The sequence below is a fragment of the Flavobacterium sp. P3_A6 genome (assembly GCF_056403035.1).
In genome coordinates this window covers 269,727-288,457 of record NZ_JBFUGG010000003.1, presented here as the reverse complement: position 1 = coordinate 288,457, position 18,731 = coordinate 269,727, and the positions used below count along the sequence as shown (strand labels likewise).

The window sequence follows — 18,731 nt, the reverse complement described above, 5'->3', positions numbered from 1 at the left end:
CGCAAAGAAAATGTATTTTTACAAAAAAATTACCAATGCATTTTCTTTATAATTTAATCACTCAATTAGCACAGTTTTTAGTAAAAATCACAACTCTTTTCAGTCCAAAAATGAAACTTTTTGTAGAAGGGAGAAAGGATGTTTTTTCAATTTTAGAGCAAAAAATAAAACCACAAGATAAAACCATCTGGTTTCACGCCGCCTCTTTAGGCGAATACGAACAGGGGTTGCCTGTAATTGAAAAGATCAAAGAAAAATACCCAAACCACAAAATTGTCGTTAGTTTTTTCTCGCCTTCAGGATATGAAGTGCGCAAAAACAACACAGTTGCAGACGCGACTGTTTACCTCCCATTAGACACGCCAAATAATGCAAAACATTTTTTAAAACTAGTTCATCCCGATCTTGTCTTTTTTATTAAATATGAATTTTGGATCAATTATCTCAATCAGCTGCAAAAACAAAAAATTCCAACTTATTTAATTTCTGGGATTTTTAGAGAGCAGCAGTTGTTCTTTAAATGGTATGGAGGTTTTTACAGAAAAGCATTAGATACCTTTACTCACTTTTTTGTTCAAAATGAAACCTCAAGAAAACTGATTACTCAGCTCGGCAAAACTAATGTTACTCTTTCAGGAGACACCCGATTTGACAGAGTTGTAACGATATTAGAAAAAGATAACAGCTTAGACTTTATTGCTCAGTTTAAAAACAGCAAAACGACTATAGTCATAGGAAGTTCATGGCCCAAAGACGAATCATTGCTTGCAGAATACATTAATTCCTGCCCGCACGATATAAAATTCATCATTGCTCCGCACAATATTAAACCAGAACAAATTCAGCAATTACAAAATAGCATCACAAAAAAAACAGTTCTATTTTCAACAAAAGAAAACAAAGATCTGTCACAATTTGACGTCTTTATAATAGACACCATAGGCATTCTTACTAAAATTTACAGTTATGGAGACATTGCTTATGTAGGCGGCGGTTTTGGAAAAGGCATTCACAATCTTTTAGAGCCTGCAACATTTGGAATTCCAATAGTAATAGGTCCAAATTTTTCTCATTTTGACGAAGCCGTCAGACTGGTTGACAACAAAGGATGCACCTCAATAAATGACTTCAAAGAACTTGAAGTAACTTTTTCAACACTAATCCAAGACACAAAAATAAGACATCAAAAAGGAAAAATTTGCTCTGAATTTGTACAAAAACACAAGGGCGCTACCGATTGTATTTTGAGTCAAATTATACAGATAAAAAGCTGATAAAAACATTTTAAACACAAAAAGCCAACTATCAAACCAAAAATGCAAAACCTTATAAAATGTGAGAATCTTTTAAAAAATATCACTTTTACATTTTTTTTTACTCCAAAAATCAAAAAGCCAACCTCTTGATTGAAAATAATTTTTAAAAAATAAATGAAAAAATATTTTACGTATTAAAAATTTTATATCTTTGCCACGAATTAATAATTAACCTTTATATTAAATTAAGATGAAAAAAGTATTTTTAAGTTTAGCTGTTGTTGCTGTATTAACTGTTGTATCATGTAAAAAAGCTGACGCTCCTGCTGAAGAGGCTGTAGCTGCTGATACTACTGCTGTAGTTGCTGATACTACTGCTGTAGTTGCTGATACTACTGCTGTTGCTGCTGACACTACTGCTGCTGCTCCTGCTGCTACTCCAGCTGCTGCTCCAGCTAAGTAATTTTAAATTACACTAGAAAAAAATAAGCTGCATTAAATGCAGCTTTTTTTTTGGATTATCCCAAAAATTTAAGCCCTGGATAATTCTGCAAAAAAACACCATCCCCTATGAGATGGTGTTTTTTTTTATTTAAATGCCTAGTCCCGAAATAACAATACATAAAAAACTCCCTTATTAAAAAACGCTGTTAAAAGCTAAAACAATTACCAGTTTTTATGACAACTTTTTTTTTTCAAACGACAAACCAATACGCCAGCAACCAAACAACCAATTTAAGATTTATCACAAATTACCCAGAATCAAAAAACATCTAAAACCAAAAAAACCTCTTCTTTCGAAGAGGTTTTAAGTACCCGGAGCCGGAGTCGAACCGGCACGGTTTCCCACAGGTGTTTGAGACCAGCGCGTCTACCAATTCCGCCATCCGGGCTTAGCAAACATGAAACAATTAACAATTATTTCAACGCAATAAAGAGATAATGTGTTTCAACAATTATCTTTTCCTTTAACACGGTGCAAATGTAAAAAATATTTTTAAACATTCTAATAAAAATACTTAAATTTTTCCTTTCAGAGTTAATTTTATTTTCTAAATTTGCACCTCCTAAAAAAAGGAACTCACAACTAACTACAAAACAACAAATTAAATGTCACACCTAGAACCAGAAGCTAAAATTTTTGCTTGTTCAAAAAGTGAATATCTTGCAGAGAAAATTGCAAAAGAATACGGAATCCCTTTAGGCAAAATGACCATGTCAACCTATAGCGATGGAGAATTTCAACCTTCTTACGAAGAGTCTATCAGAGGGTTACGCGTTTTTATTGTTTGCTCAACTTTCCCAACTGCAGATAATTTAATGGAATTATTATTAATGATTGACGCCGCAAAACGCGCATCAGCAAGACACATTACTGCTGTAATACCTTACTTCGGCTGGGCAAGACAAGACAGAAAAGACAAACCAAGAGTTCCGATTGGAGCCAAACTAGTAGCAAACTTACTAGACGCTGCTGGAGCAACAAGAATAATGACAATGGATCTGCATGCAGATCAAATACAAGGATTCTTTGAGAAACCAGTAGATCATCTTTTTGCATCCACTATATTTTTACCATATGTAGAAAGTTTAGGCCTTAGCGATTTAACCATTGCTTCGCCAGACATGGGAGGATCAAAAAGAGCTTATGCTTATTCAAAATTCTTGGATTCTGAAGTTGTTATCTGTTACAAACAAAGAAAAGCCGCCAACATTATCGAAACGATGGAACTTATCGGAGAAGTAAAAGGCCGAAATGTTATCCTTGTGGACGACATGATTGACACAGGAGGAACTTTGGCGAAAGCCGCCGATTTAATGATCGAAAAAGGAGCCTTGAGCGTAAGAGCAATTTGTACACATGCCATTTTATCGGGCGGTGCTTACGAAAAAATAGAAAATTCAAAATTGCTGGAACTAATCGTAACCGATTCTATTCCATTGAAAAAGCAATCCAACAAAATAAGAGTAGTGAGTTGTGCACCACTTTTTGCCGAAGTAATGCACATGGTTCACCACAACAATTCCATTAGCGGGAAGTTTTTAATGTAAAAGACAAGTCATTAGCTCTTAGTAATTAGTGAATAGCCAAAAGCAAACACTTACTAATCACTAACAGCCGATAACTAATCACCAATAAACAAGAGTTTAATTAATAACTATATAAATATTTACAATGAAATCGATTACAATTAAAGGATCAGAAAGAGAAAGCGTGGGCAAAGTAGCTACTAAAGCCTTACGTAATGCTGGATTGGTTCCTTGCGTATTATACGGAGGAAGTCAAGCAGTTCATTTTTCAGCGGAAGTTATAGCTTTCAAGAACTTGGTTTACACTCCAAACGCGCACACAGTTGTGATTGAGCTTGGAAACGGTAAAACTTTCAACGCTGTTTTACAAGATATCCAAGTACACCCGGTATCTGACAAAATTTTACACATTGACTTCTTTCAAATCCATGATGACAAAGAAATCACTATTGAAGTTCCAGTAAAAATCGTTGGTAACTCAAAAGGAGTTATGGCAGGTGGAGATTTACGTTTAAACAACCGTAAATTGAAAGTTAAAGCTTTACCAAAAAATCTTCCAGATTTCGTTGAAGCTGACATCACGCCTCTTGACATGGGTAACAAATTATACGTTACTAAAGTGCCAACTCCAAACTTCAAAATCATGCACCCAGACAATACAGTAATTTGTCAAGTGAAGATCTCTCGTGCAGCTATGAAAGCAGCGCAAGAAGCAGCAAAAGCAGCAAAAGCTCCTGCAAAAAAGAAAAAATAATACTTTTTCAATCTATATCAAAAGCATCAGTTTCACAACTGGTGCTTTTTTTTTGAACAGAAGCAAAAGATTGGGCATTTTTAGAAAACATAATCTTGAAAAAATCAAAGTTCAATTCCAAAATTTAAAATAATTTTATTCTTCCCTCTTTATTCCATACTCTCTTCTCTTGGTTCTTTCCTCTTTATTCTTTTTACACTATTTTTGCACGATGATAAAATGGATACAAAACCTGTTTTCATCACCAAAAACAGCAGAGAACACAGATAACATGAAGAAATTTTTAATCGTAGGCCTTGGCAACATCGGCTCCGAATACGTAAACACCCGTCACAACATTGGTTTCAAAGTCGTAGATTTCCTTGCTAAGAAAGAAGGAATCTCATTCGAAACCGTAAAATTGGGCTCACTCGCCGAATACAAATTCAAAGGCAGAACCTTTTTATTACTCAAGCCCAATACCTATATGAATTTAAGCGGTAAAGCCGTAAAATACTGGATGGACAAAGAAAATATACCATTAGAAAATATTTTTGTAATCACCGATGATTTGAATCTTTCGTTCGGAACCATCCGCATCCGAAAAAAAGGCAGTGACGGTGGCCATAACGGGCTCAAAAACATCAATCTTGTCCTGAACACCCAAGAGTACACCCGTTTCCGCTTTGGCATCAGTGACGAGTTTAAAAAAGGACAGCAAATAGATTATGTACTAGGCGATTGGGACGATAATGAAAAAGCAAAACTTCCCGAGAGGTTAGAACTCGCTTCCGAAATCATAAAATCATTTGGAACAGCAGGTTTAGAAAATACCATGACTACTTTTAATGGAAAGTAAACAGCTATTTCACAAAATACCCCAATAAAAAACTCAAAGTCCTATAAAGCATTAAACCACCTTATAGGACTTTGAGTTTTTTTTACTATGCCTCTCTGCGAAAACACAATGACTATCAATGAGAAATAAAAAGTGAAACGATTGATTACCTCACTTTTTAAAACATTAAGCCATTTCGGGTTTTAGAATAATTTGTTCTTCGATTGCATCCCAAAGAGCTATTCTTTTTTCTAAAGCTAAAATTGAAACAGTTTGTACCTCCAGCCATTTTTTTGGATCCTCGCCACAAAGTTCTTTTATCATTGTCATAGCCATTGGAGCATGTTCATCCGCATCTAATTCGATATGTCTTTCAAAATAATAAAGGAGTTTATTTAATTTGTAATTCGGAAATTTGGATTGAAACTGCTTCAGAATTTCTGTAAACATAACCGGAATCAAATCTTCTCGACCAAAAGTAAATGCCGCCGCTATTTCATGAGGCTTTCCCTCCTCAATAACTTTAAATGTAAAATCAAGAAATGCTTTAACATTTGGATGTAAATCACTTTTTTTAATAGCAACAAATATATTCTGAAGTGAATTAACTTCTGACAAAAACTGTTCTATAGAAATTGTTTTTGCTCCGCAATCTTCCATAGCCTCCAGATACATTTCAAAATGGCTTAAATGTCTGCCATCAATACTTAAATCACTTTCTTCCGCCAATACAATTTCATTGATTAAATATCGGGTTTCAGGATATGGTGTAGCAAACCAAGGCGTTGTTGTGCAAGTTAATTTGTTTTGTAATGCCTTTAATAGCGACATAAAATCCCAAACAGCATACACATGGCATTCTAAAAAAGAGTGCAAATCATCAATAGTGTTAATTTTCTTATATAATGAATGATTTAATAATTGTTGTTTTTGAGTCTGGATATTATTGTTGATTGTTGCAATATTCATTTGGGCTCTTATTTTTCTGTAAAAGTAAAAAAGCTTCCTGTTTACAAGAAGCTTTGAAGTCAATTTTATAATTATTTTAGTATTTGTATGATTTTATTTAAAAGCTGAAATTCCAGTAACATCCATTCCGGTAATCAGCAAATGAATATCGTGAGTTCCTTCGTAGGTAATTACAGATTCTAAATTCATCATGTGGCGCATGATTGAATATTCTCCAGTGATTCCCATTCCGCCAAGCATTTGTCTGGCTTCACGTGCAATATGAATAGCCATATCCACATTATTTCTTTTGGCCATAGATATTTGAGCCGTAGTAGCTCTGCCTTCATTTCTTAAAACTCCAAGCCTCCAAGTCAGCAATTGCGCTTTGGTTATTTCAGTAATCATTTCAGCCAATTTCTTTTGCTGCAATTGTGTTCCTGCGATAGGCTTATCAAACTGAATTCTTTCTTTAGCATAACGCAAAGCGGTATCATAACAGTCCATTGCTGCACCAATTGCTCCCCAGGCAATTCCATAACGAGCCGAATCCAAGCATCCAAGCGGTGCACCCAATCCAGATTTATTAGGTAACAGATTTTCTTTAGGCACTTTTACATTATCAAAAATCAATTCTCCAGTCGATGATGCGCGAAGTGACCATTTATTATGAGTTTCAGGAGTTGTAAAACCTTCCATCCCCCTTTCTACAATCAAACCATGTATTCTTCCTTCTTCATTTTTTGCCCAAACGACTGCAATATCTGCAAATGGAGCATTGGATATCCACATTTTGGCACCATTCAAAAGGAAATGATCTCCCATGTCTTTAAAATTAGTAATCATGCTTCCTGGATCTGAACCATAATTAGGTTCTGTCAGTCCAAAACATCCCATTAATTCACCTGTGGCTAATTTTGGCAAATATTTTATTCTTTGTTCTTCGTTTCCGTATTTCCAAATTGGATACATCACTAATGAGGATTGTACTGAAGATGTAGAACGAACACCAGAATCACCACGTTCTATTTCCTGCATAATTAAACCATAAGAGATTTGATCTAATCCAGCACCACCATATTCTACAGGAATATACGGACCAAACCCTCCTATTTCTCCCAATCCTTTTATGATTTGTTTTGGGAATTCTGCTTTTTGCGCATATTCTTCTATAATAGGCGAAACTTCACGTTTTACCCAAGCACGGGCAGAATCACGAACGAGTTTGTGTTCCTCACTTAATAAATCATCTAGATTGTAATAGTCTGGGGCTTGAAATAAATCGGATCTCATGATATTTTTTTTTAGTCAATACAAATCTACATAAAGAAATATAACAAAACCAATATATAATGTTATAAAAATAATTTAMCTGAATTTTTATTTTAAATAGAACAACAACGTGGTGTTGAGGGTGAGTAATTTTAATCAATCTTTTTTTCTAAAATTAATTTAGTCATTTATTGTTTACGCTAAAAGCTTATTATTTCAAAGATATTCCAATTATCATAAAATTAATAAAACCCCCTTTAAGCTCAAAGATTATTAACCAAAGAAATCTTTTTTAATAAAAAAATGTCATCCTTTTACTTATTTTGTTTTAGTGTAATACTTGCTTACCCAAGGAAAATTATCCGAAACTCAAAATTGACCAGCATATGAAAAGTCTGATTTTTTTAAAATACTATTATCCCAATACAATCAATAAAAATAATAATTGAGACGAAGAACTTTTTGCAATTCTGTCTCAAAAAGGGAAGGGTTAAATATTGGATAGAGTAATACAATTTTGTAATATTGCGTAAATAAATTAATTGATATTAATCAACTGTTTTACCCCAAATCAGTATAACCTAAAATTATGAAAAAAAAAATTACACTTATTTTATTATTATTTGCAGGATCAATAGGATACTCCCAAACACTGGATTGCAGTAAACTTAAAAACATCAAAGCGTATAATCCAGATTATCCTAAAAAAACTTTTACAATTAAAGGCGCAACTCAAGAAAGTTATGACAATGGAGTTCTTCAGCTTGTTTGGAGCGTAAAATGGCTGAGTGACTGTGAATATGAAGTTACCTGTACCAAAAAGCTTGTAGCATCACAAATGGAGGTAGGAGACAAAATTGTAATGACAATTATTAGCATTGACGGTGATTGCTTTACCATAAAAAGAACTTTTCATGCTAAAAATTTCCCAGAAGGAGATGTGGATCCAGAAAACACCTATTGTATAGCAAAGTAACTGACTGTCTCACAAATTAACTTAAATAAAAGTTCCAGTAGCAATGTGATTTTTTAAATCTCAAATTACTGGAACTTTTTTTGTTACCAGATCCACTATTCAACTTTAGCCCCCAAATACTGCCCCCAGCTTTGGGAGAGATATGCTGAATAAAGATTGCCGGCTGCAAATTTATTATAATGAGCTGCACAATACACTAACCTGAAATGCGGTCTCGCCCAAACATCTCTCACAGCAGTAGGAACAAATGTTGGAGCAATAGTAAATTTGGTCATTTGTGCAAAATCCTGAAGTGCCGTCTTTTCGCCAAGTCAAATCGAATTCATGAAGTAAATGCAACCAGTCTTTTATAAACCATGTGCCTCTGGCTCCAAGAGCAATATCCTGTTTTCGGAACAACAATTGTTTACCCATATAAAAAAGGATTAAGAAGAAATAATCTTTTCTGAAGGAGAACAGACAATGCTCAAACAAAAAAAGTCAGACAGCAAGATTTTCACTCAATAGAATTGAAAACTTATTTTTACAGTAAAAAAAAAATGAAACGGATCTTACATTTTTAAATAAAAATCCTTTGTAAGCTCAACATATTGGGGAGTGTAAATATGTCTTCCAGTCTCAATAATTAACTCATCTAAAAAAACAACAGTGTTTTCATCTCGGCTAAAAGCCAATAAACTGCGTTTAATTTCCGTGATAGGAGTCCCTTTTACACGTGTAATTTTTATGGGGTATAATTCGTATTCCTTAGCCAAAGCTAAAAAATTATCTTCTTCTTTAAAAGGAATTATCGCAGAAAAAATTCCATTCTCAGAAAGCAATAAAGCCGCAGCTTCAATCAAATCTTCAAAAGGCATCGCATCTTGAAAACGCGCCAGATCTCTTTGCTCATTTTCAGATTTGTAATCTTCACTATAAAAAGGAGGGTTAGAAACAATTAAATCGTACTCATCTTCCGGTTCTTCAACAAATTCATCCAAGCCAGCGTGAAAACAAAACAAGCGGTCATTCCATGGAGAATTTTCAAAATTATCTGTAGCTTGCTCATATGCCTCTTCATCAATCTCTAAAGCATCTATTTGTTGCGCTCCGCTTCTTTGCGCCAGCATCAATGCAATGATTCCGGTTCCAGTTCCAATATCTAAAACACTGAAAGGATTGTTGTCAATTGGCGTCCAAGCTCCTAACAAAACACCATCAGTTCCAACTTTCATTGCACATCGTTCTTGTTCGATCGAGAATTGTTTGAATTGGAATTTTGACATAAAGATTTTTAATTGCAGATTCAGCAACTTAACACTAAAAAATGAATCCAGACCACTTTTTTCTAAAGGTACATTTCAATTAGGCCTTCTGGCAAATCCATAATGACTTTTTTGTTTTCTCTGTCAATTTTTACCAAGAAATGATCAATCATCGGAATCAAGATTTCGGCATCTCCTTTTAGAACTTCAAAAAGAGGTTGAGCAGTGGTATCATTGACAGACTGAATTTCCCCAACATAACCGAGACGTTTGTCTTCTACTTCAAAGCCAATTACTTCATGAAAGTAGAATTTGTTGCCTGTAAGTTTGGGCAGCATTTTTAGAGGAAGATAAAGATCGCTTCCTAAAAGAGCATCAGCGGCTTCTTCGGTATTTATATCTTCAAAACGAATGCGGAGAAAATCGTTTTTGTGAAGAGAACTGTTTTCAATAAAAAAAGGAACCAAGTGTTTGTTGCATTCAACAAACACTGATTCCAAATTTTCGTATAACTCAGGTTGGTCAGTGTCCAAATAAGCTAAGACTTCCCCTTTGAAACTAAATTTTTTGGCGATTTTACCCAAATAGAAACAATCTTCTTTACGCATTTTCGCCTACTAAATTATGCTTCAGTTGTTTCGTTATTTTCTTCTGCAGCAGGAGTTTCTTCTGCTTCAGCAACAACTTCTTCTTCAACAGCAGGAGTTGCAGCAGCGATAGCATCAGCTTCTGCTTGAGCAGCATCAGCTAAACGTTTTGCATTTACAGCTTGTTCTGCTTTCAAAGCTTTAGCTTTAGCATCAGCTTGCGCTTTAGATAAACCATCTTTTTTAGCATCAACTTTTCCAGCTTTAGCTTCTAACCAAGCCGCTAATTTAGCATCAGCTTGTTCTTGAGTCAAAGCACCTTTACGAATACCTCCATCAAGGTGGTGTTTCAATAAAGCTCCTTTGTAAGAAAGAATAGCTTTTGCTGTATCAGTAGGCTGTGCACCATTGTGTAACCATTTTACAGCGCTATCAAGGTTTAATTCGATAGTTGCAGGATTTGTGTTTGGATTGTAAGTACCTATTTTTTCTAGATATTTACCATCTCTTTTTGAGCGAGCATCTGCTGCTACAACCCAGTAAAACGGTTTTTGTTTTTTACCGTGTCTTTGTAATCTAATTTTTACTGACATAATCGTATGATTAAATTTTGAGGTACTCGACCTCGATTAATTAAGGGTGCAAAGATACATCTTTTATCGAAACAATCTAAAAAGTTTATTATTTTAATGAGTAATAGTTTATTAGCTGTATTTTTATTTTATTTGACAAAAGAAAAAGCCTTAATGAAATTAAAAATCCTCTATTTTTGTGATTTAAAATTAAAATATATGCGCAGATTTTTTCCAGTTATAATACTCCTATTTAGTTTAGTGTCTTGTGAAGATCAAGTTAAATTCAACAATCCCGCTGTACAGGGATTAAAAGACAACGTGCTTTGGAGAGCCGCTTTAACAAATGCAGTTCAGTCTTCTGATGGCTCACTAACAATAACGGCTTATCAAAAAAATGATGCTTTGACATTAAAAACTGCAGGTACTACAGTTAAAACCTATCCGCTTGGGATAGATATTATCAACAAAGCAATAGTGACAGAAAAGACGGATGGAATTAATACTGTTTTTTCAACGGGCAAAAACAGGGGTGATGGCCAAATTGTAATTACAGAATTTGACGCCATAAATCATACAGTTACCGGAGAGTTTAAATTTAATGCAAAAAATGAATCCGTTGATCCTTTGGCCAGAACTAATGTGAATTTCCAAAAAGGGATTTTTTACAAAGTTCCAGTTACCATTGAAACTAGTTCCCCAAAACCACTTTAGCTATTGCTTTTTCCGAATTGTAATGTTTGGAAAATATATCAAAACAAAGTAAGACGCAGCCAAACTCCAAAAACATAGTTCATAGGCTTTTTATTTTATCCAGCAGACTCTATTCACGTTGATTTTTAAATTAATAATAGCACATAAGACGGTTTTTAAATGTTAAATCAGAAGAAGGGCAACACAACGAAACAGAGCTTTTTCATAAAATATCTGATAAATAAGCTAATTCATAGTTGATTAGAAAAAAAATAGAGTACATTTGTTTCAATTATTATAAATAAGTACTTATGAATATTTTTGTTGGAAGCCTTCCATTCAGTATTGAGGAAGCAGATTTAAGAGAGTCTTTCGAGGCATACGGAGCAGTTGATTCAGTTAAAATCATTACTGATAAATTCACAGGAAGAAGTAAAGGTTTTGGTTTTGTTGAAATGCCAAATGATGCTGAAGCTCAAAAAGCAATTGACGAATTGAACGGAGCGACTGTTCAAGGACGTGCGATTGTTGTAAATAAATCTGAGCCAAAACCAGAAGGCGAAAGAAGAAGTTTTAACAACAGCCGTGGAGGTGATTCTCGCGGAGGTTATGGAAACAACCGTGGCGGTGACAACCGCGGTGGCGGTGACAGAGGAAGATATTAATATTTTTTTCAAATATATAAAAAACCGTTTCAATAATTTTGAGACGGTTTTTTTTACACCTCAGATTTTCACAAGATATCAATCCAAAAAAATCAAATCATTATCTGAAAAATCCAAAATTTCAGAAACCGAGGCATACTTCACAATTTCATCAATTCCTTTCTGAACTCTCAATTCAGTTGTATATTTTCTGCTTAAAGCAAAAGGCGCACCATCTAAAAACAGCTTAAAAAAATACTTCCCTCCTGCTGATCTATGTTTTTCGAAAGCCGCCAAGCCAATATTACTTTTAAAATACTCAATCGCTTCTTCACATTCAAATTTAAGCTCATACTTCATACTCGTAAAAATTACTTTCCCTTTCCTGGAAGTAAACACAAACTTATATTGATCGTCAAATCTTTTACTAACTACAAAAGCCCCCATTTGATTTTAGATTAAGAATTAGATTGCAGATTTCAGGATTAAATCATTTGACACCAAACTGATTTATCATCATATTTTTAAATAAAAAAAGCTCCAAACATAGTTTGAAGCTTTCTTGTACTCAGAGCGGGACTTGAACCCGCACGAACATTGCTGTTCACTGGATTTTAAGTCCAGCGTGTCTACCAATTTCACCATCCGAGCGTAACACGATGAGCGAAAAACGGGGCTCGAACCCGCGACCTCGACCTTGGCAAGGTCGCGCTCTACCAACTGAGCTATTTTCGCATTTCATTCTTAAAAGAACCGCAACACTTGATTAGTATTGCGGTTGCAAATTTAGAACTTTTATTCAATTACACAAACCTTTTTTTCAAAAAAATTAAAGATAAAAATTAACGTTCTGACAACGATAACTTTAAACCTGTAAAAATTTATTTTCTAGTCAGCATTCTTTTAATCTCATTAAGTTTCATCAAAGCCTCAACCGGAGTAATTGCATTTATATCCAAATTTACAATCTCTTCTTTGATTTCTTCCAGCAAAGGATCATCAAGATTAAAGAAACTCATCTGCATCTCTTCGTTCGCAGATTTTACTCCGTTCAACACTTCGCTAGAATGGTCTTTCTCCAGCTTTTTCAGCATTTTTTGTGCTCTTGAAATAACCAGCTGTGGCATTCCTGCCATCTTGGCCACATGAATACCGAAACTGTGAGCACTTCCTCCTTTTACCAATTTCCTAATAAAAAGAACCGTATCTTTTAGTTCTTTTACCGAAACATTATAATTCTGGATTCGAGGCATGGTTTCACTCATCTCATTCAATTCATGATAATGCGTTGCAAACAATGTTTTGGCTTTGGATGGATGTTCGTGCAAAAATTCGGCAATCGCCCAAGCAATGGAAATTCCGTCATAGGTACTCGTTCCTCTACCTATTTCATCTAACAGCACTAAACTTCGGTCGGATATATTATTCAAAATCGAAGCCGTTTCATTCATTTCGACCATAAAAGTAGACTCACCCATCGAAATATTATCAGAAGCACCAACCCTTGTGAATATTTTATCCACAATTCCCATTCTCACGCTTTCAGCAGGAACAAAACTTCCTATTTGAGCCAACAGTACAATCAAAGCGGTTTGACGCAATATTGCAGACTTACCAGACATATTTGGCCCGGTAATCATAATTAATTGCTGTGTTTCCCTATCTAAAAAAACATCATTCGTAATATATGGAACTCCGACAGGCAGCTGCTTTTCAATTACCGGATGCCTTCCTTCTTTAATTTCAAGTTCAAATGTCTCATCAATTTCTGGGCAAACATATTTATTCTCAATTGCCAGTTGTGTAAAACAACACAAACAATCCAGCTGAGCTACTAGATTAGCATTCATCTGAACAGGTTTTATGTACGTAGCCACCCAACTTACTAACTGCTCGAATAAATCGCTTTCAATTTTCTGAATTTTCTCTTCAGCTCMCAGAATTTTAGTTTCATATTCTTTAAGCTCTTCCGTGATGTAACGTTCAGCACTAACAAGTGTTTGCTTTCTGATCCACTCTGCAGGGACTTTATCTTTATGCGTATTTCTTACTTCTATATAATATCCAAAAACATTATTGAAAGATATTTTCAATGAAGAAATTCCTGTGCGTTCCGATTCTCTTTTTTCAATTCCTTCCAAAAACTGCTTTCCGGAAGTGGATATTTCGCGCAAATCATCCAACTCAGCATTAATACCTTTAGCAATAGCGTTTCCTTTGGCAATTGCCACTGGCGCATCCTGATTTAAGGTTGTATGTATTTTTTCGCGAAGCAAATCACAGCTGTGCAAACTGTCTCCAATAACCTTTACCGCTTCCTGCGGACTTGACAAAGCCAAAGTTTTTATCGGAATAATAGCGTCAAGTGATTCTTTCAGATAAACTACTTCGCGGGGCGAAACTTTCCCTGTGGCGATTTTGGAAATCAACCGCTCCAAATCTGAAATCTGTTTGATTTGATTCTGAATATTTTTTAAAACATCTTGATTCTCTTTTAAATAAGAAACCACCTGATGACGGCTTTTTATCTTATTACTGTCTTTTAATGGCAAAGCCAGCCAGCGTTTTAACAAACGCCCACCCATTGGCGAAAGCGTTTTATCAATTACATCCAATAGCGTAACGGCATTAGGATTATAACTATGGTACAACTCTAAGTTCCGAATCGTAAATCGATCCATCCAAACATAAGCGTCCTCAGCAATTCGATGGATTGCCGTAATATGCTGCACTCTATTATGCTGCGTTTCGGACAAATAATAAAGAATAGCACCCGATGCAATGATTCCCTCTCTTAATTCTTCAATACCAAAACCTTTTAAAGATACGGTTTGAAAATGTTTCGTCAACGTTTCAAGAGCATAATCTTCTTTAAAAATCCAGTCTTCCAAGTAGAAATTATGAAAATCCTCTCCGAAAGTTTCACGGAATTCACTCTTATTGTTTTTCGGAACCAAAACTTCACTTGGATTGAAATTTTGAAGCAGTTTATCTATATATTCAGCATTTCCCTGAGCGGTAAGAAACTCACCCGTAGAAACATCCAAAAATGAAACACCGATCATTTTATTGGCAAAATAAACCGCGGCCAAAAAATTATTGGTTTTAGAATGCAAAACCTCGTCATTCATAGAAACACCAGGCGTAACCAATTCGGTCACTCCGCGTTTAACAATAGTTTTTGTCATTTTTGGATCTTCCAATTGATCACAAATAGCTACACGAAGTCCAGCTTTGACTAATTTAGGCAAATAGGTATTTATAGAATGATGCGGAAAACCAGCAAGCGCAGTCTCTGTTTCGGAACCCGCTCCTCTTTTGGTTAACGTAATACCCAGAATCTTTGAAGCCCGAATTGCATCTTCTCCAAAAGTCTCATAAAAATCCCCAACCCTAAACAACAGGCAAGCATCAGGATATTTCCTTTTGATTTCGTTGTATTGCTTCATTAATGGGGTCTCTTTAACTATCTTATCTTTTGCTGCCAAAATTGTTATATTTGAATGAATAAAAAACTCAGCGAATTTATAATTTTAAACCGCAAAAAACTAAGGAGTAAAAAAATTAAATTACTTTTAAGAAAATTTTACACTACAATTTTGTTTCTTTGTATAAATTTGTGAAATAATTCAAAAAACTATGAGAAAAATATTTTTATTAGCTATGCTAACTGTCTTAGGAACAACGTTTTCTAACGCTCAAGAAACTTCAAAAAAGAGCAAAAAAGCAAAAACAACTGTTGCCGCATTACCAAAAGTAGATGGCGCAGGAATGGTTTTTGAAAACGAAACTATTGATTATGGAACTATCGCTCACAATGCAGAGCCTAACCGTCAGTTTGTATTCACTAATAATGGCAACAAACCATTAATTATTACAAACACTCAAGGATCTTGTGGCTGTACTGTTCCAACCACGCCAAAAGAACCAATTGCTCCTGGAGCAAAAGGAGTTATTGGAGTAAGATATGCTACAGACAGAGTTGGCCCATTTACAAAAACAGTAACTGTAACTTCAAATGCTGAAGGACAGCCAACTAAAACGCTAACAATTAAAGGTACTGTTTTACCAGATGCCGCACCAGCTGCAACAAAAAGCTAATACTCCTTTTATAAAATAAAAGAAAGGCTTCCTGATTTTAGGAAGCCTTTTTTATAAACACTATTTACATGAGAAAACTTGAAAACAGCGAACTGGAAAGAAAATCAATAGATGATTTTAAAAAATCTAAAAAAACCCCTTTAATTTTAGTTTTAGATGACATTCGCAGTTTGCATAATATCGGATCTGTTTTTAGAACTGCCGATGCTTTCCTGATAGAGAAAATAATTTTGTGCGGTATTACCGCTACGCCACCCAATAAAGAAATTCACAAAACAGCTCTTGGAGCAACCGAAACAGTAACTTGGGAACATCACGAAAATGTGCTTGAAGTTATTACAAATTTAAAAAAAGAAAAAATTGTTACCCTTGCTATTGAACAAGTAGAAAGCTCGGTTTTCCTTCAAGATTTTAAAGTCGATAAAAATCAGAAGTATGCTTTATTATTCGGAAACGAAGTTTATGGCGTAGCACAGGAAGCTGTAGCTTTATGCGACGGCTGTATTGAAATTCCGCAACTGGGAACAAAACATTCGTTGAATATTTCAGTAAGTGCCGGAATTGTCGTTTGGGATTTATTTAAACAATTTAACAACTAAAAGCTAATTTGTGCATAAGCAGTATTTTTATCTAATAATCTTTTACCCAAAGTTTTGCATTTTGATATAAAAGCTTATTTTTATAAAATGAAAATTAGATCTCTCATCGCTGTAACACTACTTTTTGTGCTTTTTGTTTACACTTTTAGCTATGCAGATCCTGCACCTAAAAAACCATTTAAACAATCCAATATTTCTAAACATTCTTTAGCCAATGCAGCTCCTGTTCTAACTGCAACTGGCAATCAGGCCTATTGCCCTTTAACCAATGTCAATATTGTAACCAGCATTTCTATAACTGATCTTGACGACACAAGTACAGATGCAATTTATATTCAAATTTCATCTGGTTACATAAAAGGCGAAGATCAATTAACATTAAATAATCCTTTAGCACATTCCACAATTAAAAGCAGCTGGAATGCAAACGAAGGCAAGTTAACACTAAACAGTCCAACAGGAATACCCGTATCCTATACCGATTTTGAAAATGCTATAAAAGATGTTCGTTTCAGCAGTTCTTCGATTACACCTTCTGGTATCCGAAACTTTTCAATCAGCATAGGACAAGCCAATTATTTACCGAGAAACGGCCATTATTATGAATACGTGCCCTACTTAGGAATTAGCTGGACCAATGCAAAAACAGCCGCCGACAGCAAAACTTATTATGGCTTAAAAGGGTATTTAGCCACATTAACAGCAGCAGATGAAGCTCAATTAGCAGGAGCACAAGCACCTGGAGCTGGATGGATTGGCGGTAGTGATACCGAAACTGAAGGCGTTTGGAAATGGGTAACAGGCCCAGAAGCAGGCACTATTTTTTGGAACGGAAAAGGCAATGGTTCCACTCCAAATTATGCAAATTGGAATTCCCCTAACGAACCTAATGATTCTAACAATAATGAAGATTATGCACATATAACTGATCCGTCGGTAGGAAACCCTGGAACATGGAATGATTTACCGGAAAAAGGAGATCCCCCAGGACCCTATTACCCTAAAGGCTATGTTGTCGAATATGGAGGAACAGCCGGCGATCCTGTTTTGCATCTTTCGGCAAGCACTACTTTGACAATTGCAGCTATATCTAGCACAACGCCTGCATCAAGATGTGATGCTGGAACAGTTACACTTCAAGCAACAGCTACCGCAGGCACCATTAATTGGTACGATACTGCTGCACTAGGGAATTACATGGGCACTGGATCTAGTTTCACTACCCAAAATTTAACCACCACTACAACTTTTTATGCAGAAACTGCCGCATCTGGTTGTACAACTGCCAGAAAAGCGGTTGAAGCTAAAATAATCAACACTCCAAATATCACAAGCACCAATACGCCAGCTACCAATTGCGGACCAGGATTATTCACACTAAAAGCTACTCCTACTGAAGGAACCATAAATTGGTATTCACAAATTGGAGGCAGCATTATGGGAACTGGGTCAGTCTATACAACCCCTACCATTTCCTCCAATACAACCTATTATGCAGAGGCAGTTAATAACGGATGTATCAATAGTACAAAAACTCCTGTTGCCCTAATTGTTTATCCGCTTCCAATTGTAAGCGATCAACCTATCACAAAGTGTGTTGCGCAAACTATTACATTAGATGCTGGTATTCCAAACATGAATTATCTTTGGTCAACTGGTGCTATAACAAAAACTATAGATGTTATAGACAAAGGGATTTTTACAGTAAATGTAACGAGTCCAGCTCCTGAAAGCTGTACCAGCAAAAAAACAATTACAGTTCTAGAAAATGACAAACCTGAAATAAAAAATGTTGCAGTTGATGAAACAACAGTTACTATAGAACTAATTCAAAACGAAAGTTATTTTGAATTTTCTATAGATGGAGTTAATTATCAAAGTTCTAATGTTTTTACAAATGCGCCAAGCGGACTGCAAACTGCGTATGTTCGAGAAGTTAATTTATGCAGTAATGACCAAAAAACATTTATTGTCATTATTGTTCCTAAATTTTTCACACCCAACAATGATGGCTATAATGATAATTGGGAAGTAAAAGGTTTGATAAATTACCCATTAGGCGAAGTAACTGTTTTCGACCGTTACGGAAAATTAATCACTCAGCTTAATAATTATAACCGTACTTGGGACGGCACTTTTAACAAAAGCCCATTACCCGCTTCCGATTATTGGTATGTACTAAAATTAGACAAAGACAGCCCAGAGTTAAAAGGCCATTTTTCGTTAAAGAGATAATG

Annotated in this window: 19 protein-coding genes and 3 tRNA genes; 11 read left to right on the top strand and 11 right to left on the bottom strand. The window is 35.2% G+C overall.

Annotated elements, in window-relative coordinates:
• The first annotated feature begins 35 nt into the window (after positions 1-35).
• Together AC1DVP_RS04805 and AC1DVP_RS04800 are read left to right on the top strand one after the other, a co-directional pair.
• Positions 36-1,274: a 3-deoxy-D-manno-octulosonic acid transferase gene (locus AC1DVP_RS04805; protein WP_477182399.1), complete on the top strand. Its 1,239-nt coding sequence runs from the start codon at positions 36-38 to the stop codon at positions 1,272-1,274.
• A 232-nt stretch (positions 1,275-1,506) separates the two neighbouring features.
• A complete protein-coding gene (locus AC1DVP_RS04800) occupies positions 1,507-1,719 on the top strand; it encodes a hypothetical protein (protein ID WP_477182398.1) in 213 nt (70 codons plus the stop codon).
• Between the two features lie 350 nt (positions 1,720-2,069).
• On the opposite strand, the gene AC1DVP_RS04795 is transcribed toward AC1DVP_RS04800, so the two are convergent.
• Positions 2,070-2,149, bottom strand: a tRNA-Leu gene (locus tag AC1DVP_RS04795).
• A gap of 217 nt (positions 2,150-2,366) precedes the next feature.
• On the opposite strand from AC1DVP_RS04795, the gene AC1DVP_RS04790 reads away from it, so the two are divergent.
• The 3 genes from AC1DVP_RS04790 (at position 2,367) to pth (ending at position 4,879) form a co-directional block, all read left to right on the top strand.
• Entirely contained in the window at positions 2,367-3,308 is a 942-nt protein-coding gene (locus AC1DVP_RS04790) for a ribose-phosphate pyrophosphokinase (protein WP_100432071.1), read from the top strand.
• A 124-nt stretch (positions 3,309-3,432) separates the two neighbouring features.
• Entirely contained in the window at positions 3,433-4,041 is a 609-nt protein-coding gene (locus AC1DVP_RS04785; RefSeq protein ID WP_100432072.1) for a 50S ribosomal protein L25/general stress protein Ctc, read from the top strand.
• Positions 4,042-4,252: 211 nt separating this feature from the next.
• Positions 4,253-4,879: an aminoacyl-tRNA hydrolase gene (pth, locus tag AC1DVP_RS04780; protein WP_477182397.1), complete on the top strand. Its 627-nt coding sequence runs from the start codon at positions 4,253-4,255 to the stop codon at positions 4,877-4,879.
• Positions 4,880-5,044: 165 nt separating this feature from the next.
• Here pth and AC1DVP_RS04775 read toward each other — a convergent pair whose 3' ends face one another.
• Complete coding sequence (locus AC1DVP_RS04775; RefSeq protein ID WP_477182396.1) at positions 5,045-5,827, bottom strand: DUF3050 domain-containing protein; 783 nt, start codon at positions 5,825-5,827, stop codon at positions 5,045-5,047.
• Positions 5,828-5,920: 93 nt separating this feature from the next.
• Complete coding sequence (locus AC1DVP_RS04770; protein WP_477182395.1) at positions 5,921-7,099, bottom strand: acyl-CoA dehydrogenase family protein; 1,179 nt, start codon at positions 7,097-7,099, stop codon at positions 5,921-5,923.
• Between the two features lie 568 nt (positions 7,100-7,667).
• Between AC1DVP_RS04770 and AC1DVP_RS04765 the strand changes: the two genes are divergently transcribed.
• Positions 7,668-8,054, top strand: a complete 387-nt coding sequence (locus tag AC1DVP_RS04765; RefSeq protein WP_477182394.1) for a hypothetical protein — start codon at positions 7,668-7,670, stop codon at positions 8,052-8,054.
• A gap of 95 nt (positions 8,055-8,149) precedes the next feature.
• On the opposite strand, the gene AC1DVP_RS04760 is transcribed toward AC1DVP_RS04765, so the two are convergent.
• The 4 genes from AC1DVP_RS04760 to AC1DVP_RS04745 form a co-directional block, all read right to left on the bottom strand.
• The gene (locus AC1DVP_RS04760) at positions 8,150-8,329 is read right to left on the bottom strand and encodes a carbohydrate porin (RefSeq protein WP_477182393.1); all 180 of its coding nucleotides are present in this window, start codon (positions 8,327-8,329) and stop codon (positions 8,150-8,152) included.
• Between the two features lie 276 nt (positions 8,330-8,605).
• Positions 8,606-9,319 (bottom strand): tRNA1(Val) (adenine(37)-N6)-methyltransferase, encoded by a 714-nt coding sequence (locus tag AC1DVP_RS04755; RefSeq protein ID WP_477182392.1) that lies wholly within the window; start codon positions 9,317-9,319, stop codon positions 8,606-8,608.
• Positions 9,320-9,381: 62 nt separating this feature from the next.
• Complete coding sequence (rimM, locus tag AC1DVP_RS04750) at positions 9,382-9,906, bottom strand: ribosome maturation factor RimM (protein WP_477182391.1); 525 nt, start codon at positions 9,904-9,906, stop codon at positions 9,382-9,384.
• 14 nt (positions 9,907-9,920) lie between these two features.
• The gene (locus tag AC1DVP_RS04745) at positions 9,921-10,478 is read right to left on the bottom strand and encodes a 30S ribosomal protein S16 (protein WP_477182390.1); all 558 of its coding nucleotides are present in this window, start codon (positions 10,476-10,478) and stop codon (positions 9,921-9,923) included.
• Between the two features lie 198 nt (positions 10,479-10,676).
• Between AC1DVP_RS04745 and AC1DVP_RS04740 the strand changes: the two genes are divergently transcribed.
• Together AC1DVP_RS04740 and AC1DVP_RS04735 are read left to right on the top strand one after the other, a co-directional pair.
• Entirely contained in the window at positions 10,677-11,171 is a 495-nt protein-coding gene (locus AC1DVP_RS04740; RefSeq protein ID WP_477182389.1) for a DUF6252 domain-containing protein, read from the top strand.
• 290 nt (positions 11,172-11,461) lie between these two features.
• The gene (locus AC1DVP_RS04735) at positions 11,462-11,815 is read left to right on the top strand and encodes an RNA recognition motif domain-containing protein (protein WP_477182388.1); all 354 of its coding nucleotides are present in this window, start codon (positions 11,462-11,464) and stop codon (positions 11,813-11,815) included.
• Positions 11,816-11,893: 78 nt separating this feature from the next.
• Here AC1DVP_RS04735 and AC1DVP_RS04730 read toward each other — a convergent pair whose 3' ends face one another.
• The 4 genes from AC1DVP_RS04730 to mutS form a co-directional block, all read right to left on the bottom strand.
• Positions 11,894-12,241: a YegP family protein gene (locus tag AC1DVP_RS04730; RefSeq protein WP_477182387.1), complete on the bottom strand. Its 348-nt coding sequence runs from the start codon at positions 12,239-12,241 to the stop codon at positions 11,894-11,896.
• A gap of 118 nt (positions 12,242-12,359) precedes the next feature.
• A tRNA-Leu gene (locus tag AC1DVP_RS04725) sits at positions 12,360-12,445 on the bottom strand.
• 11 nt (positions 12,446-12,456) lie between these two features.
• Positions 12,457-12,529, bottom strand: a tRNA-Gly gene (locus AC1DVP_RS04720).
• Positions 12,530-12,675: 146 nt separating this feature from the next.
• Positions 12,676-15,282 carry a DNA mismatch repair protein MutS gene (gene mutS / locus AC1DVP_RS04715; protein ID WP_477182386.1) on the bottom strand — a complete coding sequence of 869 codons (2,607 nt, stop codon included), beginning with the start codon at positions 15,280-15,282 and terminating at the stop codon, positions 12,676-12,678.
• A gap of 151 nt (positions 15,283-15,433) precedes the next feature.
• Between mutS and AC1DVP_RS04710 the strand changes: the two genes are divergently transcribed.
• From AC1DVP_RS04710 to AC1DVP_RS04700, 3 genes are all read left to right on the top strand, one after another.
• Positions 15,434-15,895 (top strand): DUF1573 domain-containing protein, encoded by a 462-nt coding sequence (locus tag AC1DVP_RS04710; protein WP_477182385.1) that lies wholly within the window; start codon positions 15,434-15,436, stop codon positions 15,893-15,895.
• Between the two features lie 68 nt (positions 15,896-15,963).
• Complete coding sequence (locus AC1DVP_RS04705) at positions 15,964-16,494, top strand: RNA methyltransferase (RefSeq protein WP_477182384.1); 531 nt, start codon at positions 15,964-15,966, stop codon at positions 16,492-16,494.
• An 87-nt stretch (positions 16,495-16,581) separates the two neighbouring features.
• Positions 16,582-18,729: a T9SS type B sorting domain-containing protein gene (locus AC1DVP_RS04700; RefSeq protein WP_477182383.1), complete on the top strand. Its 2,148-nt coding sequence runs from the start codon at positions 16,582-16,584 to the stop codon at positions 18,727-18,729.
• Positions 18,730-18,731 lie beyond the last annotated feature (2 nt).

Coding starts and splice junctions, on each gene's coding strand:
- AC1DVP_RS04805 (WP_477182399.1), top strand. CDS start 36: ATGCATTTTCTTTATAATTTAATCACTCAATTAGCACAGTTTTTAGTA.
- AC1DVP_RS04800 (WP_477182398.1), top strand. CDS start 1,507: ATGAAAAAAGTATTTTTAAGTTTAGCTGTTGTTGCTGTATTAACTGTT.
- AC1DVP_RS04790 (WP_100432071.1), top strand. CDS start 2,367: ATGTCACACCTAGAACCAGAAGCTAAAATTTTTGCTTGTTCAAAAAGT.
- AC1DVP_RS04785 (WP_100432072.1), top strand. CDS start 3,433: ATGAAATCGATTACAATTAAAGGATCAGAAAGAGAAAGCGTGGGCAAA.
- pth (WP_477182397.1), top strand. CDS start 4,253: ATGATAAAATGGATACAAAACCTGTTTTCATCACCAAAAACAGCAGAG.
- AC1DVP_RS04775 (WP_477182396.1), bottom strand. CDS start 5,827: ATGAATATTGCAACAATCAACAATAATATCCAGACTCAAAAACAACAA.
- AC1DVP_RS04770 (WP_477182395.1), bottom strand. CDS start 7,099: ATGAGATCCGATTTATTTCAAGCCCCAGACTATTACAATCTAGATGAT.
- AC1DVP_RS04765 (WP_477182394.1), top strand. CDS start 7,668: ATGAAAAAAAAAATTACACTTATTTTATTATTATTTGCAGGATCAATA.
- AC1DVP_RS04760 (WP_477182393.1), bottom strand. CDS start 8,329: ATGACCAAATTTACTATTGCTCCAACATTTGTTCCTACTGCTGTGAGA.
- AC1DVP_RS04755 (WP_477182392.1), bottom strand. CDS start 9,319: ATGTCAAAATTCCAATTCAAACAATTCTCGATCGAACAAGAACGATGT.
- rimM (WP_477182391.1), bottom strand. CDS start 9,906: ATGCGTAAAGAAGATTGTTTCTATTTGGGTAAAATCGCCAAAAAATTT.
- AC1DVP_RS04745 (WP_477182390.1), bottom strand. CDS start 10,478: ATGTCAGTAAAAATTAGATTACAAAGACACGGTAAAAAACAAAAACCG.
- AC1DVP_RS04740 (WP_477182389.1), top strand. CDS start 10,677: ATGCGCAGATTTTTTCCAGTTATAATACTCCTATTTAGTTTAGTGTCT.
- AC1DVP_RS04735 (WP_477182388.1), top strand. CDS start 11,462: ATGAATATTTTTGTTGGAAGCCTTCCATTCAGTATTGAGGAAGCAGAT.
- AC1DVP_RS04730 (WP_477182387.1), bottom strand. CDS start 12,241: ATGGGGGCTTTTGTAGTTAGTAAAAGATTTGACGATCAATATAAGTTT.
- AC1DVP_RS04710 (WP_477182385.1), top strand. CDS start 15,434: ATGAGAAAAATATTTTTATTAGCTATGCTAACTGTCTTAGGAACAACG.
- AC1DVP_RS04705 (WP_477182384.1), top strand. CDS start 15,964: ATGAGAAAACTTGAAAACAGCGAACTGGAAAGAAAATCAATAGATGAT.
- AC1DVP_RS04700 (WP_477182383.1), top strand. CDS start 16,582: ATGAAAATTAGATCTCTCATCGCTGTAACACTACTTTTTGTGCTTTTT.